15 protein-coding genes, 1 riboswitch and 1 other annotated feature are annotated in these 15,784 nt (G+C 44.0%); of the genes, 5 read left to right on the top strand and 10 right to left on the bottom strand.

Annotated elements, in window-relative coordinates; all coding sequences use genetic code 11:
• The 3 genes from hisD to NX845_RS00550 all read right to left on the bottom strand — a co-directional run.
• The coding region (gene hisD / locus NX845_RS00560; RefSeq protein WP_260256402.1) for a histidinol dehydrogenase at positions 1 to 1,044 on the bottom strand (1,044 nt) is incomplete at its 3' end.
• Positions 1,044 to 1,940 carry an ATP phosphoribosyltransferase gene (gene hisG / locus NX845_RS00555; protein WP_029222074.1) on the bottom strand — a complete coding sequence of 299 codons (897 nt, stop codon included), beginning with the start codon at positions 1,938 to 1,940 and terminating at the stop codon, positions 1,044 to 1,046. The genes hisG and hisD, both read right to left, overlap by 1 nt.
• Before the next feature lie 53 nt (positions 1,941 to 1,993).
• Positions 1,994 to 2,129: a sequence feature (His leader region), on the bottom strand.
• A 189-nt stretch (positions 2,130 to 2,318) separates the two neighbouring features.
• Complete coding sequence (locus tag NX845_RS00550) at positions 2,319 to 3,911, bottom strand: Na+/H+ antiporter NhaC family protein (protein ID WP_026012259.1); 1,593 nt, start codon at positions 3,909 to 3,911, stop codon at positions 2,319 to 2,321.
• 112 nt (positions 3,912 to 4,023) lie between these two features.
• Positions 4,024 to 4,201: riboswitch (Lysine riboswitch) on the bottom strand.
• Between the two features lie 364 nt (positions 4,202 to 4,565).
• Here NX845_RS00550 and NX845_RS00545 point away from each other — a divergent pair.
• On the top strand, positions 4,566 to 4,976 hold the full coding sequence (locus NX845_RS00545; protein WP_004734569.1) for an H-NS family nucleoid-associated regulatory protein: 411 nt from the start codon (positions 4,566 to 4,568) through the stop codon (positions 4,974 to 4,976).
• A 166-nt stretch (positions 4,977 to 5,142) separates the two neighbouring features.
• On the opposite strand, the gene NX845_RS00540 is transcribed toward NX845_RS00545, so the two are convergent.
• On the bottom strand, positions 5,143 to 6,447 hold the full coding sequence (locus NX845_RS00540; protein ID WP_065681205.1) for an inosine/guanosine kinase: 1,305 nt from the start codon (positions 6,445 to 6,447) through the stop codon (positions 5,143 to 5,145).
• A gap of 102 nt (positions 6,448 to 6,549) precedes the next feature.
• Positions 6,550 to 6,819 carry a hypothetical protein gene (locus NX845_RS00535; RefSeq protein WP_004734567.1) on the bottom strand — a complete coding sequence of 90 codons (270 nt, stop codon included), beginning with the start codon at positions 6,817 to 6,819 and terminating at the stop codon, positions 6,550 to 6,552.
• Positions 6,820 to 7,022: 203 nt separating this feature from the next.
• On the opposite strand from NX845_RS00535, the gene mnmA reads away from it, so the two are divergent.
• The 3 genes from mnmA (at position 7,023) to purB (ending at position 10,344) form a co-directional block, all read left to right on the top strand.
• A complete protein-coding gene (mnmA, locus tag NX845_RS00530) occupies positions 7,023 to 8,159 on the top strand; it encodes a tRNA 2-thiouridine(34) synthase MnmA (protein ID WP_004734566.1) in 1,137 nt (378 codons plus the stop codon).
• 53 nt (positions 8,160 to 8,212) lie between these two features.
• Entirely contained in the window at positions 8,213 to 8,830 is a 618-nt protein-coding gene (hflD, locus tag NX845_RS00525) for a high frequency lysogenization protein HflD (RefSeq protein WP_260256401.1), read from the top strand.
• A 143-nt stretch (positions 8,831 to 8,973) separates the two neighbouring features.
• Complete coding sequence (gene purB / locus NX845_RS00520) at positions 8,974 to 10,344, top strand: adenylosuccinate lyase (RefSeq protein WP_065681204.1); 1,371 nt, start codon at positions 8,974 to 8,976, stop codon at positions 10,342 to 10,344.
• A gap of 262 nt (positions 10,345 to 10,606) precedes the next feature.
• Here the strand turns inward: purB and htpX are convergent, their stop codons facing one another.
• Positions 10,607 to 11,470, bottom strand: a complete 864-nt coding sequence (gene htpX / locus NX845_RS00515; protein WP_010439977.1) for a protease HtpX — start codon at positions 11,468 to 11,470, stop codon at positions 10,607 to 10,609.
• A 277-nt stretch (positions 11,471 to 11,747) separates the two neighbouring features.
• Between htpX and NX845_RS00510 the strand changes: the two genes are divergently transcribed.
• Complete coding sequence (locus NX845_RS00510; RefSeq protein WP_017078977.1) at positions 11,748 to 11,915, top strand: hypothetical protein; 168 nt, start codon at positions 11,748 to 11,750, stop codon at positions 11,913 to 11,915.
• A gap of 110 nt (positions 11,916 to 12,025) precedes the next feature.
• Here NX845_RS00510 and bioD read toward each other — a convergent pair whose 3' ends face one another.
• Genes bioD through bioB form a run of 4 tightly spaced genes read right to left on the bottom strand, consistent with a single transcriptional unit; the run spans position 12,026 to position 15,760 of the window.
• Positions 12,026 to 12,709, bottom strand: a complete 684-nt coding sequence (bioD, locus tag NX845_RS00505) for a dethiobiotin synthase (protein WP_004734548.1) — start codon at positions 12,707 to 12,709, stop codon at positions 12,026 to 12,028.
• The gene (gene bioC, locus NX845_RS00500) at positions 12,706 to 13,509 is read right to left on the bottom strand and encodes a malonyl-ACP O-methyltransferase BioC (RefSeq protein WP_065681203.1); all 804 of its coding nucleotides are present in this window, start codon (positions 13,507 to 13,509) and stop codon (positions 12,706 to 12,708) included. Before bioC ends, bioD begins: the two co-directional genes overlap by 4 nt.
• Positions 13,510 to 14,721, bottom strand: coding sequence for an 8-amino-7-oxononanoate synthase (bioF, locus tag NX845_RS00495; protein WP_065681202.1), 1,212 nt, complete (start codon positions 14,719 to 14,721; stop codon positions 13,510 to 13,512).
• Positions 14,708 to 15,760, bottom strand: coding sequence for a biotin synthase BioB (gene bioB / locus NX845_RS00490; protein ID WP_004734551.1), 1,053 nt, complete (start codon positions 15,758 to 15,760; stop codon positions 14,708 to 14,710). The genes bioF and bioB overlap by 14 nt, the downstream gene beginning before the upstream one ends.
• Positions 15,761 to 15,784 lie beyond the last annotated feature (24 nt).

The raw sequence follows: 15,784 nt of genomic DNA, 5'->3' as shown, positions 1-15,784 counted from the left end.
GAAGATTGAACCTGCATTGTCTAGTAACGGCAGCAATTCACGTGGATTCTTGGTCTGAACAATCAAGTGCTCTGGGCCGTAGAAATTAGAAATCGCGATCGCTTGAGTGATCGATTCAGCAATGATGATTAGGCTTGAAGCCAATGCTTGCTGAGCGATGTTCGCACGAGACAGTTCTTTCAGTTGCTTCTGAACCGCATCGGTTACTTGGTCGGCAATAACTGGCGATGGTGTTACTAATACAACCTGTGAATCTGGGCCATGTTCAGCTTGGCTCAGTAGATCAGCAGCAATGAAGTCAGCATCTGCAGTTTCGTCTGCAATTACCATCACCTCCGATGGGCCTGCTGGCATATCAATAGCAGAGCCACGGAAGTCGTTACTCACTTGGCGCTTAGCTTCCGTTACGTACGCATTACCAGGACCGAAAATTTTATCTACTTTAGAGACACTCTCCGTACCATACGCCATGGCAGCAACGGCTTGACCACCACCTACATTGTAAACCTCATCGATTTTACAAAGATTAGCGACATACAAGATTTCATCCGCGATTGGCGGAGGTGAACAAAGCACAACCTTGCGGCAACCCGCGATTTGAGCAGGAACACCTAACATAAGAACCGTTGACGGAAGTGGCGCGCTGCCACCCGGAATATAAAGTCCAACAGTATTAATAGCGCGTGTCACTTGCTCACACACAACGCCTGGCTGTGTTTCAACCTTAATTGGCTGCGGCTTCTGAGCTTCGTGAAACTTAGCAATATTGCTATAAGCTTGCTCTAACGCTTGCTTCATTTCTGGTGTTAAACGAGCACATGCCTCTTCTATCTCAGTCGAGCTGACTCGAATGGATTCTGGAGTCACACGATCGAACTTTTCAGTCAGTTCTTTAAGTGCGGCATCGCCTTCATTTCGTACTTTTGCAATAACATCAGAAACAGTCGCTGTGATGTTTGCACCTTCAGTAATAGCTGGACGCTCTAGTACCGAGTCTTGCTGTGATTCACTTAAAGATTGCCAAACAACGGTTCTCATCGTCACTACCCCATCATTTTTTCGATTGGTAATACTAGAATCGAGCTTGCACCCAACTCTTTCAGCTGTTCCATCGTTTCCCAGAACAAGTTCTCAGTACTTACAAGGTGAACGGCAACTTTGTCTTTGTCTGTTGATAGTGGAAGAACAGTAGGATCTTCAGCGCCGGGCAATAATGCTTTGATTTGCTCTAGCTGAGATGTAGGCGCGTGAAGCATGATGTACTTCGACTCTTTCGCTTGTTGAACACCCTGCATACGAGTCAGTAGTTTTTCAATTAATGCTTCTTTGTCTGCATCAAATTCGCCAGTGCGTTGAATTAACGTTGCTTTAGATTGGAAGATAGCTTCTGCTTCTTTTAGGCCATTCGCTTCTAGCGTAGCACCTGTAGAAACTAAATCGGCGATAGCGTCTGCTAGGCCTGCGCGAGGCGCAACTTCAACCGAACCCGTTAGCATACAAGCGCTGAATTCAACACCCTGCTCGTCCATGTAGGCTTTCAGTAGTTGTGGGTAAGTTGTCGCAATACGTTTACCCGCTAGATCTTGTGGGCCGTTGTATTCTTCGTCTTTGTTAATCGCGATAGAAAGACGGCAACCACCGAAGTCTAAACGACGTAGTGTGCGAAACTCTGATGGCTCTTTTAAAGCAACACGGTCTAGGCGAACTTCTTCTAGTTCATTTTCACCGATGAAACCAAGGTCAACCACACCATCCATGATAAGACCTGGGATGTCGTCATCACGAACTAATAACAAGTCGATTGGCATATTTAGTGAATGAACAACTAAGCGCTCACCCATGATGTTAAATTTAACACCACATTTTTTAAGTAGATCTTGGCACTCTTTACTTAAGCGACCTTTCTTTTGAATTGCGATTCTTAGGCGTTGTGTCTGCATTGCTGTATCCCTGTGCAAATATTTGAATTTATTGATTATTTAAAAGTGCTAAAACTAAAAAACCCTCGGAAGACTTTGTCGTCCCGAGGGTTTAAATCTAAATTCTTTGACTTAACCTCCGGGAGAATTCTTGCTCCCGGGTATACGTAAATCTCCCCGAAAGACTAGATAGGGTGATGATGGTGATGAATGTTCATTACTAATTTACGCATACTTATCGGCTCTTAGGTTGTTTGCTGTCTTGTCTCCACACTAACTAAGCTGACACCCTTTTTCAACCATTTATTCGAACTTTTTTCACGAAATTTAAAATTAAATTAACGAGCACAAAAAAAGGGAGGCAAACGCCTCCCTTTTCATTATTCAATCAAGTGATGATTAGCTTTTGCACGTCGACATTTTACAACGTGAGAAATAAGCCAATGCAAAACATACTGCCACAAACGTTAGAGACGCTGCGCCGAACGCGATGCCAGTTGATGATGTCATACCTAGAGTGATGAAGCCGATACACGATACGAATGCCACAGACAGCGCATAAGGAAGCTGAGTCGATACGTGGTCAATGTGGTTACAACGAGCACCGGTAGAAGACAGAATCGTTGTGTCTGAGATTGGAGAACAGTGGTCACCAAATACAGAACCAGCAAGAACCGCACTTAACATAGGCAGAATTAGCGCGATGTCAGAGGCTGCAGCCATGTCACCCGCGATAGGTAGCATGATACCGAACGTACCCCATGATGTACCTGTCGAGAACGCCATTAGGCCAGCAAGAAGGAACAAAATAACCGGTAGCCAGTGGTAATCAATGTTGCCAGTTGCTAGAGATGATAGGTACGAACCTGTTTTCATGTCACCGATGACAGAACCGATAGTCCAAGCGAACACAAGAATCAGGATAGCGCCAAACATAGAGCTAGCACCGATCCACATTGTTCTTGCGATATCAGACATTGGTAGCTTTTGCTTAAACACTGTCGCTAGGGCAACAAGCAGACCTAAAACACCACCGTAAACAAGAGACTTGCCTACATCTGTATTTTCGAACGCACCAAGCAGGTTGAATGCTTGACCGTCAGCAGCCAGCGCTTGGCCACCCGTGTAAAGCATAGCGGCAACTGTTGCTACGATTAACGATACGATTGGCATAACGAGATCAGAAACAGAACCGTTTTCGCTCTCTTGAATGTCTAGCTCTTCGTTTAGATCGTGAGCTTGCTTTTGATCGTTGTCTCCTTCAAAGCCACGGCCTTGAGATGCTTCGATCTCATGTTCACGCATCTTACCAACGTCTAGACCGAACCATGCAACGGCAAATACCATTAATAGTGCGAACACAGCGTAGAAGTTCATTGGGATAAGACGAACGTAAGCACCCAGTGCAGAATACTCTGTCACACCGTGTGTCACTAGGATGCCACCAATAATAGTGATGATGTAAGCACCCCAGCTAGAAGCCGGCATAATCACACACATTGGAGCAGCGGTAGAATCTAGAATATAAGCTAGCTTAGCGCGAGATACGTAGAAGCGGTCTGTTACAGGACGAGAGATAGCACCTACCGCTAAGCTGTTGAAGTAATCATCGACAAAGATGAATACGCCTAAGAAGGCAGCAAGTAGTTTTGAACCACGTTTGCTCTTCACACGAGACTGTGCCCACTCAGCGAATGCGCGAGTACCACCAGATAGTGTGAGTAATGCAGTTGTCATTCCGAGAATAATTAGGAATGCGATGATGCTCATGTTCCAAGTGTTAATGCCACCATCTTCGATGAAAACACCAGATGCTTTAGTGAACACGTAACTAGCTGCGTTACCTACTGAGTAGTCAGCAAGTAGAATCGCACCCATAAAAATACCAACACCTAAGGAAACCAATACACGGCGGGTAACAATTGCTAGAGTCAATGCAACCAAAGGAGGAAGCAGCGATAAAGGCGATGTTGCAAAATCTATTAAATTCATGATCTTCAAAAACCAGTTTTTTATTTGGCTAGAGATCTACTGCAGACAAACTTGATACGACTTATCAAGCTCATGTTGAACTAAGCGAAAGGGAAGTGAACACTTCACCCAACCCTACAGTAGCGCTCCATAGTTTAAAATTAAGACTATGGCAGTGTTGTACCTATTGAGCACAACCCCAGCAAATTGCTTAGATATACAATTTACTTCGGCAATTAGACCTTTCATTCCCGCTCATTGGCATCACCCCAACGAAAACTACTTTTTATAATTGCGCCTCTACGTGCGATAACATTATTAACTGTGTAAACCAGAGTTTAACAACAAATTAACCAAAGCATCGCATCAGGTAGCCGCAATTGTACCCATCAAGAGCAACAATGCAACATATCATTCCGACAAAAATGTCTTTTTGTTAATGAACTAATCAATAAAAAAATAGTCTACATATAACAATTACTCCACCAGTCACATATCGATTTTTAAGATAATCTTAATAATTATTATAAATTCATCAAAAGTGAGTCGTTTCTTTTTCAACTATTCATCTCACTTTTATATTTAAATAACCAATACAAGAAATACTATTTGTTTTATTCCTAGGCTCTGTTTATTATTAGGAGGATTATTTAGTTTACCTTGATGGGAAATATCATGTCTGAATTAACAAAAACACTATTAAATATCCGCAGCCTTCGTGCGTTCTCACGTGAATTAACTCTTGAGCAACTTGAAGAAGCGCTAGACAAGCTGACTATTGTTGTACAAGAGCGTCAAGAGTCTGAAGCTGAAGAACGTGCTGCTAAAGCAGAGCAAGAAGCTAAGCTTTCTGCTATTGCTGAACAAATTGCAAAAGACGGAATTGATGTTGCAGATCTTATTGCTGCACTTTCTGGTGAAGCAAAATCTAAAACAACTAAAGCTAAACGCGCTCCTCGCCCAGCGAAATACAAATACGTAGACGCAAACGGCGACGAGAAAACTTGGACAGGTCAAGGCCGTACGCCTTCAGCTATCCAAGAACAGCTAGATGCTGGTAAATCTCTAGAAGAGTTTGCTCTTTAAGGCATCATGTTTGCTAAGTGAATAATCAATAAAACACTAAGCAATAGAATTAATATTAAGTCGACTAAAGTATTATTTACGGCTTCAATATATTCAGAAACAAAAAAGGCTCCTTTCGGAGCCTTTTTTATATTTCACTATTAGAAATATAAATGAAAAAGATATCTTATCTTTCCCAGTATGCTTCTTCTAGACTATCTTCTCTTTCAGGAAGGCCACGAGACAAGCGAGGAGAGTGCTGAACCAACACTTCATAACTTGCACGGTTTGAATATTTACAAACTTGTGAGAAAGATGAATACGTTAAAAATGCATGTTGGTGTTTGCTAGAATTCGGTACATTTTCTTTATGATATTTATTTGCTGCCATATCATGTAATAAAGCCGACAGCGCCGCATCCCCTGCACCATTGGTATTCTTGATCTTTTCTGGACCACCCATGTAAGGCGCGATATGCGAATAGATTTTCGTTGGGTTGTCACATAACTCTTTATGTGCAGGACGGCTAAACTCATAGCGATTAAATTCTGCAATCGAGCCTGGTAACAACGGCAATGAAGTTTCACGCTTCACCGCGTCTTCAGTATAACCCGCCATGAATAAGCCAACAGGGCCTGCCGTACATAGAACTAAGTCTACCCACTCTAGTGCTTTGTCTGAAGCAGCAAGAGGATCGCTTTCTCCGGTTAAGGCTTCAGCTTCGTCTTCATTCATTGCAACAACAGTGACGTGCTGTTCAAGGAAATCTTTCCAGAACTCTGGATCATCTTGAATAACGAACTTAGTACCAAGAGTTAAAACAACAGGCACATCGTATTTCTTCGCGTATTCGATAGCTTTCATTGTTGCTTCAGGCATAGGGTCACCTGGTTTACAACGAACTAAATACGCCGTTAACACTAAAGCAGAAGCACTTTTGAAAATTTTCTCAGGGATGCTTTCTGGTTTTAATTGGTTCATTTGTCCTTCGCTAATTGCGAAAGTACGTTCACCATCTTCTGTAATTAATGCAAAGCAGCGACCAATTGCGCCATCTACCCCTTGTAAATGGTTCAGATCCATTCTGCTTGATGTATTACATAAATAGCGGTAACCGTAGCTACCAATTTTAATATCTTGGCTCATTACACCCAATAGCGTTGAACGGTCATCCGCAAGTACTGAATAGTTGTGTAATGTATTACCAATAGTGCCACCAGCGTATTCATTGGTAATCAGACACTGTTCTTTTAATTCTTGATACAAGGATTCAGCAGCGTCATCACCAATAACCAGTGAGTGTCCCTTACTTAGGCCATATTTTTCGATTAGCTCAGAACTCACTTTCGCTTCAATATCCACCAAAGTTTGATCAATACCGATAATATGAGTACGTGACATTCTTTTGCTAGTTTGAGCTTGGCTTACTAAAGGATCACGAGCGTGAACCGGAAAATAGTGCTTTGATTTACGTTGTCCAGGGAATTTCATAAGGCTAGTCTAAGTCAAGGGGAAATAGGTGGCGGATTCTACCGCGCTATATTTAACGCGGCAATCTTTCAAACTATAGCAAACGTTTGCGAGGCTATTTTTTTATTCGCCTTCCATAAAGCTTAAGTCAGGTAGCATACCCAAATGCTCGGCGTAACGTTTTTGATTAAACTCAGCGCCGTTTTTCATTACATCAAATACTTCAATAGCCAGTGCACATGCCATAGCCGCAATCGCCTCTTCACGAGGAGTTCCTGTCATCATTAAACGCATCAGCGTCTCTTTCACTTTCACAGGTTGGCCATCTTCAAGTTGGTTTTCGATAATCTCGATCAACTGTTCTTCTTGCATAAACTCATTTTGTTCAGACATTTTTTATCTCAGGTCTTGGATTTCGAGCGACTATGCCACATATAGATCTGACATCCTAGCGAGTCTCCTCGCGTTCATGCGATTCTCTAACGAATTCAGCGCAATATTTGTGCAAATGAAACTGTGATTCCGGTCTCGGATCTGTCGCGGTGTTTCTCTTTCTGTTAGAATCTGCGACCAAGTAATAGTAACGGTGTTTAGACATGTCAGATATCAGCTCTGGAAACAGCGAAAAGAAAGTAATTGTCGGTATGTCCGGCGGTGTAGATTCGTCAGTATCGGCGTATCTTCTTCAGCAACAAGGCTATCAGGTAGAAGGCCTTTTCATGAAAAACTGGGAAGAAGACGATAACGAAGAATACTGCACGGCAGCTGAAGACCTTGCTGATGCTCAAGCGGTATGTGACAAACTAGGTATCCACCTTCACACTATCAACTTTGCAGCAGAGTACTGGGATAATGTATTCGAGTACTTTCTTGAAGAATACAAAGCGGGTCGTACACCGAACCCAGATATCCTTTGTAACAAAGAAATCAAATTCAAAGCATTCTTAGAGTTTGCGGATGAAGTATTAGACGCAGACTACATCGCGATGGGTCACTATGTTCGTCGTACTTTCCCAACACAAGAAGAGCTCGATGCTGGCGTAAAACCAGAAATGCTACGTGGCTTAGACGGCAACAAAGACCAAAGCTATTTCCTATATACGCTAAGTTCAGATCAAGTGGCACGCAGCCTATTCCCAGTTGGTGAATTAGAGAAGCCTGAAGTGCGACGCATTGCTGAAGAGCAAGACTTGATCACAGCGAAGAAAAAAGACTCAACAGGTATCTGCTTTATTGGTGAGCGTAAGTTCACAGAATTCCTTGGCAAATATCTACCGGCTCAACCAGGTAACATCGAGACACCTGAAGGCCAAGTTATTGGTCAACACCAAGGTTTGATGTACCACACGCTAGGTCAACGTAAAGGCCTGCATATCGGTGGCACCAAAGGCGGTGGCGGTAATGAAGACCCATGGTTTGTTGGTGAAAAAGACCTTAAACGTAATGTTCTGATCGCGGTACAAGGTAAAGACCACCCTCTTTTAAAATCAGAAGGTTTGATCGCTTCTCAGCTTCATTGGGTAAATCGCACACCAATTACTGAAGTTATGACATGCACGGTAAAAACACGTTACCGTCAGACTGATATTCCTTGTACAATCATCCCAATTGACGATGATAACATTAAGGTTATCTTCGATGAGCCGCAAATCGCTGTAACGCCAGGCCAGTCGGCTGTGTTCTACCAAGATGAAGTCTGTCTTGGTGGTGGTATCATTGAAAAGCGCATCTAATCGAATCTAATCGAACGAACAACAAACGATAGAAAACAACTAGGAGTTACTACGTGGCTAATACACTTTATGACCGTACTATTGCTTTCGCTGGAATTTGCCAAGCTGTGGCTTTGGTTCAACAAGTAGCGAAAGACGGCCGTTGTGATAAAGATGCCTTCGAAGCTTCACTCAATGCCATTTTAAATACTAACCCAGCGAACACTGTGGGTGTATTTGGCCGTGAGGCGAACCTAAAGCTAGGCCTTGAATGCTTAGTAAAAGGTATCGACAGTACTCCTGCTGGTAGCGACATTACTCGCTACATCATCAGCTTGATGGCGCTTGAACGTAAACTATCTGCTCGTAATGACTCTATGTCACAGCTTGGCGATCGCATTCTAACTGCAGAGCGTCAAACTGAGCACTTCGATCTGTTTGACGAGCAAATGATCAGCAACCTTGCGAGCATCTACTTAGATGTAGTGAGCCCTATTGGCCCTCGTATTCAGGTTTCTGGTACGCCAGCAGTACTTCAACAGACATCGAGCCAGCATAAGGTTCGTGCTCTGCTGCTATCAGGAATTCGAAGCGCTGTGTTATGGCGTCAAGTTGGCGGTAAACGTCGCCACCTTATCTTCGGTCGCAAGAAGATGATCGAGCAGGCTCAAATCCTGCTAGCTCGCATGTAATTTATTAGCTCGCGCCTCGTCGCGAGCTTGTTTTTTGTACCAACACAACTCTCACGCAAACGATTGCGCAATATGCGTGACAATTGAGATTGTTACTGGTATAAACCTCTCAAAATTTAGAAAACTCAATTCAGGAGAACACCATGGAACTGTCAGCATTGACTGCTGTTTCACCAGTAGACGGCCGTTACGGAAGCAAGACTGTTGCATTACGCAGCATCTTTAGTGAGTTTGGCCTACTAAAGTACCGCTCTATCGTTGAAGTTCGTTGGTTACAAAAGCTCGCAGCTACAGATGCAATCAAAGAAGTACCAGCGTTCAGTGCAGAAGCTAACCAGTTTCTTGATGAACTAGCTGCTAACTTCAGTGAAGAAGATGCTCTACGTATCAAAGAGATCGAGCGCACGACTAACCACGACGTTAAAGCGGTTGAGTACTTCTTGAAAGAGAAAGTTGCTGGCGTTCCTGAACTTCACGCTGTAAACGAATTTATTCACTTTGCATGTACTTCTGAAGACATCAACAACACCTCTCACGCGCTTATGCTTAAAGCAGCTCGTGATACCGTGATTCTTCCAGAAATCCGCAACGTAATTGATGCTATCAAAGCACTTGCGAACGAGTACCGTGATATTCCATTACTGTCTCGCACACACGGTCAGCCAGCTTCTCCTTCTACTATGGGTAAAGAGATGGCTAACGTTGCGTACCGTATGGAACGTCAATACAAGCAAATCGAAAACGTTGAGATCCTAGCGAAAATCAACGGTGCTGTAGGTAACTACAACGCACACCTTTCTGCATACCCAGAAGTTGAATGGCACCAGTTCAGCGAAGAGTTCATCACTGAATCTCTTGGCGTAACTTGGAACCCGTACACAACTCAAATCGAGCCTCACGATTACATCGCTGAGCTGTTTGATGCTGTTGCTCGTTTCAACACAATCCTTCTGGACTTCGACCGTGACGTTTGGGGCTACATCGCTCTTGGTCACTTCAAGCAGAAGACTATTGCTGGCGAAATCGGCTCTTCTACAATGCCGCATAAAGTTAACCCAATTGACTTCGAAAACTCTGAAGGCAACCTTGGTCTAGCGAACGCAGTATTTAGCCACCTAGCACAAAAACTTCCAGTTTCTCGCTGGCAGCGTGACCTTACTGACTCTACAGTTCTTCGTAACTTAGGTGTTGGTGTTGGCTACGCAATCATTGCATACACTTCGACTCTGAAAGGTATTAGCAAGCTAGAAGTTAACCGTGCTGCGCTACTTGCTGAACTAGACAAAAACTGGGAAGTATTGGCTGAACCAGTACAAACAGTAATGCGTCGTTACGGCATCGAGAAGCCATACGAGAAGCTAAAAGAGCTAACTCGTGGTAAACGTGTAGATGGCGAAGGCATGCGTGCATTCATCGATGGTCTTGAAATCCCTGAAGACGAGAAAGTACGTCTAAAAGAGATGACGCCAGCGAACTACATCGGTCAAGCAATCGAGCTAACTGACAAGCTGTAAAATTCGAATTTCGAATCACAGAATAGACTAAGGCTTCCCATGTGGAAGCCTTTTTGTTGCGTAGAACAAATGTCTCGAACAGTAGTCCCTAAGTAAACAACAGTCGTCAATCAAACCTGACTTGTCCTACTCACCTCCCCCAATTCAAATACTGCAAACCACATTAGACAAACATCCTTAAATGCCAAGATCAAAAAAGGCCTCCCTAAGGAAGCCTTTAGAATACCTATTGCCGCTTAACGACAACTGCTTGTATTAGAAATTACATGTTACGTAGAGACGCAATACGCTTGTCTAGCGGTGGGTGGCTCATTAGAAGCTCTGTTAGAGACTTCTTACCATTGATACCAAATGCCATCATAGAACCTTCTAGTTGTGGCTCATGGCTCACCTTTAGACGCTCTAGCGCTGCAATCATCTTCTCTTTACCTACTAGGTTCGCTGCACCTGCATCGGCATGGAATTCACGATGACGGCTATACCACATCGTAATGAAGCTTGCTAAGAAACCAAATACCAATTCCAACACCATAGACACACCGAAGTACACCATCATGTTGCTGCCGCCCTCTTCTTCGTTATCGTTCGACGCAACAATGTTGGCGATGAAACGAGATAAGAAGATAACAAACGTGTTCACAACACCCTGCATTAACGTCATGGTCACCATGTCGCCGTTTGCGATGTGGCTCACTTCATGCGCTAATACAGCTTCAGCTTCATCACGCGTCATGTTGTGCAGCAGACCTGTTGATACTGCTACCAATGAATCGTCACGCTTAGCACCCGTCGCGAATGCGTTGATGTCTGGCGAGTCGTAGATCGCCACTGTTGGCATACCAATACCAACTTGTTGAGATTGACGGCTTACCGTCTCCATCAACCAATGTTCTGTTTCGTTACGTGGGCTTTCAATTACCATGCCGCCTACTGAGCGTAGCGCCATTTTCTTTGACATCATTAATGAGATGAATGAACCGCCAAAACCAAACACCGCAGCCATTAACAACAAGCCTGAAAGGCTTCCTGGTTGCATACCTGTGACTGCATATACAATATTAAGAACAACACTTAGTACCAATACAACCGCAAGGTTGGTTGCAAGGAACAACATTACTCGCTTCATTACTTATCTCCGCATGAAAGCTGTTTTTATAAAACTTATTGTTATAGACAAGGCAGACAGCAATAGATTCCAACCTTGAAGACTTATACTTACTTATACATATAGTCTTAGATTAAGAAAACAAGGTTAAGCATTAAATTGCAACATTTGATTACGAGATTGTAGATGAGTTAATCACGATCTATTAGACCTAAGTCGTATGGTGTCGATATAACAATCCGTTTACAGTGACGTCAGATGATTTATTGGCTAGTCCATGTACAAAAAGGGAAGGATCATGGTTGAAGGTACTAACACTCAAATGGCTATCGATTTACTGTGCTGTCACCTAGGGATTACTGAAGAAGAAGCAAAAAAGCAGATTGGGATCCTAACTCCACAAACGGCACAGACAAAAATCACAGAAACGCAACAAGCATTAATGGGACTGACAAAAGAACATTAATCCCAAACTTGTTCAAAAGACCCGTTTTTACAAACGTATGGTCTAAAGGCTTAACATAGCAAAAGGGCTGCAATCGCAGCCCTTTTCTTATTTAGTACACAAGGTGAGAATCAAAGCGCAAGTAAAGGCTGCACATCAATGTACTTACCAATGTTCTTAGACTTTGCTCTTGGTACGTAAGGGATTTCACCTAACTTCGGCGCACCTAGCTTGTCTTCAAGCATCGCAATAATATCAGCATAATGTTCAGTGCCTGGATTAATGCGGTTCGCTACCCAACCTACTAGGTTTAGACCATCTGCACGAATCGCTTCAGCAGTTAACAGAGCGTGGCTCAAACAACCCAGCTTAATACCAACAGTCAGGACAACTGGAAGCTGCTCTTTCTTAACCCAACTAGATAAATATTCGTCATCTGAAACGGGTACACGCCAACCACCAGCACCTTCAACTAAAACGATGTCAGAGTTTTGCTTATGCTCTTCTAGCTTCGCTGATAATACCGCTTCATCAACCACGACACCGTCATGCTTTGCCGCGATGTGAGGCGATGATGGTAGCAACAATGCATACGGGTTAACGTCTTCGTAAGCAACATCTTGCGTCGCAGCTTCCTGAAGGTGCAATGCATCACTGTTACGTAACCCTTCTGGGTATTGTTCACACCCTGCAGCAACTGGTTTATAACCAATTGTTGATAAATCCTGTGCGGCCAAAGCTTGAAGAATCGCTTTTGAAACCACAGTTTTTCCCACTTCGGTATCCGTACCTGCAATGAATAATGCATCAATCATAATTGAATAACCCCTAAACAAACTTGATATGTTGCTGGTAAGAAACCTTGATGGTTTTTAAACTCTCGATATTCCCGTTCAACAAACTGCAACATGCGGCGACTTGTTAAACCTTGTGAGCGACCACTTACGTGATTCGCGCCGATACCTTTAAGGTCGCGCATCAGTTCAAACGCAGTGTCGTACCAAACGGTGATGGTGGGCAAGTCTAGTTGATGAGCAGTACAGCTAGATTGCGCTAACGCAATTTTTACCTGATTGATTGTAATAAAATGGTTAACGTGTTGATGTGCGTCAATTTTGGACCATGATTTTTCCAGTTCAAACAGTGACCCATCAAGCAAAGTTGAGAAAATCACACGTCCGCCAACCGCTACAACGCGCTTCATCTCTTTTAAAGGTGAGGATAAATCATCGCACCATTGCAACGCTAAGCTTGAAAAAACGATGTCAAAACACCCATCTTCAAACGGCAATTGTTCAGCATCGGCTTGTTGATATAAAGAAACCGATGCACCACAGCGCTGCTCTGCCCTTTCTAACATTCCAACAGAAAGATCAGCACACACCACTTCAGCACCGCGCTTCACCATCTGTTCAGAGAAGTAGCCAGTACCACAACCTAAATCAAGCACCTTTAAGCCAGAGAGGTCTCTCGGTAGCTTGTCTAGGAGTCGGTGACCAACATCGCGCTGAAACTCAGCGTGCTTGTCATACGTTGTCGCTGCTTTACCGAAGGCTTCGGCAATCGCACTCTTATCTTGGCCTACGTAATTATGCACTACTGCTTCTTGTGACATTTACTGAGCCTCTTTCTTTAATTCAAAGCTTGATTCTATGCTTGGTTGGCTTCCAGAGTCGTTGCTTCGCTCTATTGCTTGAAGCAACGAGTCAGTTAACTGAAGAATCTGTTCCTGACTATGGTTCGCCGTTAAGGTAATACGCAAACGAGCAGTCCCAATAGGCACCGTTGGTGGCCTTATTGCCGTTACCCAAACTTGGTTACGCTTTAATTCTTCGGCAATAGATAATGCAGCTTGAGCTTCGCCAATAACGAACGGCTTGATTGGGGTCTGAGTATCAATAAAGCCTTTCACGCCACTCATCTGCTCAGCATAAAGGGCGCCAAGTTCTGTCAACTTCTCTCGACGCCACTCTTGCGTCTGAATCATCTTACAAGCATGAGACAAAGCCACCGCTTGTGAAGGGGGCATCGCTGTCGAATACACATGATGACGAGCAAACTGAGTTAAGTAGTCACCCACCTCTGACGAACAAAGAATCGCAGCACCAGAAAGGCCAAATGCCTTACCAAAAGTCACCACCAAGATATCAGGTGAGATTTGTGCCGCACTGCAGCTCCCAGCCCCTTTATCACCTAATACGCCAATACCGTGGGCATCATCAACCGCCAACCAACTGTCGTATCGATTAGTCAGGTTAAATATCTGGCTAAGAGGCGCTTTGTCGCCATCCATGCTAAACACACCTTCAGTCACGACTAACGATTGTGGAGAGCGGCTTAGTAAAGACTCGAGGTGCTGAGTATCGTTGTGCTTGAAACGTTTCATTGTCGCAGGAGAAAGCATCCCCGCTTCCATTAGAGATGCGTGGTTAAGCTTATCTTGCAATAGAGAATCGTCTTTCTCGAGCAGAGAAAACAACAAGGCTTGGTTAGCGCTGAAACCAGAGTTAAAGAGAATGGCACGTTCAAAGCCAAGCCATTCACACAGCTGAGCCTCTAAATTTCGATGAGCAGGGCTAAAACCCGTGACCAATGGCGATGCTGCACTGCCAGCACCATATTGGGAAAGTCCGGTTTGCCATGCATCGACCAGTTCAGGATCGTTTGCCAAACCTAAATAGTCATTACTCGAAAAATTAACGAAGTTAAAACCTTCACTAGTAAGCAAAGGGCTATTGCTGTTTTCGAGTACCTTAAGTTGACGAGTTAACCCTTGCTCACGGCGATGAGCAAGGGCACTTTTGATGCGAGATTTAAACAGTGGCATCGTAGAACATGTCATCTTTCGTTGGACGAGCAGCAACGCGCTCCACCACTTGATCTAACAATTCGTTTTCTTGAATTTCATCAGGCTTCTGAGCCACTTGTTGGCTGTTGATACCTAACTTCTTAAACAGCTGCATATCCGTGTCTTCATCTGGGTTTGGTGTAGTCAGTAGCTTACAACCGTAGAAGATAGAGTTCGCGCCAGCCATGAAACACATCGCTTGCATCTGTTCATTCATATTCTCACGGCCCGCTGATAGACGAACCGCAGACATTGGCATCATGATACGAGCAATCGCAATCAGCTTAATGAAATCGAAAGACTCAACATCATCGACGTTTTCCATCGGTGTGCCTTTCACTTTTACGAGCATGTTGATTGGCACACTCTCAGGGTGTACTGGGAGGTTCGCTAGCTCGACAAGTAGACCTGCACGGTCATTAGTGCTTTCGCCCATACCAATAATGCCACCAGAACAGATCTTCATACCGGCATCACGCACGTGAGATAAGGTATCTAAACGATCTTGGTAAGTGCGAGTAGTAATGATGCTGCCGTAGAACTCAGGAGACGTATCAAGGTTATGGTTGTAGTAATCCAAACCCGCATCCGCTAATTCACCCGCTTGATCGGGCGTTAACATGCCCAGTGTCATACAGGTTTCCAAGCCCATGCCTTTCACACCTTTGATCATGTCGGTAAGGTGAGGCATATCGCGCTCTTTCGGGTTTTTCCATGCAGCGCCCATACAAAAGCGAGTTGAGCCCGCATTCTTAGCTTTTAGCGCAGCATCCAAAACACGCTCGACTTCCATTAAGCGTTCTTTGTCGACATCCGTTCGGTAGTGAGCACTTTGAGGGCAGTACTTACAATCTTCAGGACAAGCACCCGTCTTTATCGATAGAAGCGTACTCACTTGCACGTGGTTGTGCTCTTGGTACCGTCTATGAACGACTTGAGCTTCAAACATTAAATCCATAAACGGTTTTTCAAGCAGTGCTGTTACTTCAGCAACTGTCCAGTCATGACGAACTTCCACGTGTCGATCCTTTTTTATTATTTG

It is taken from the genome of Vibrio sp. NC2, assembly GCF_025195005.1.
Lineage (GTDB): Bacteria > Pseudomonadota > Gammaproteobacteria > Enterobacterales > Vibrionaceae > Vibrio > Vibrio splendidus.
The sequence above is the reverse complement of the archived record's forward strand: the minus strand, read 5'-3'. Positions and strand labels throughout refer to the sequence as shown.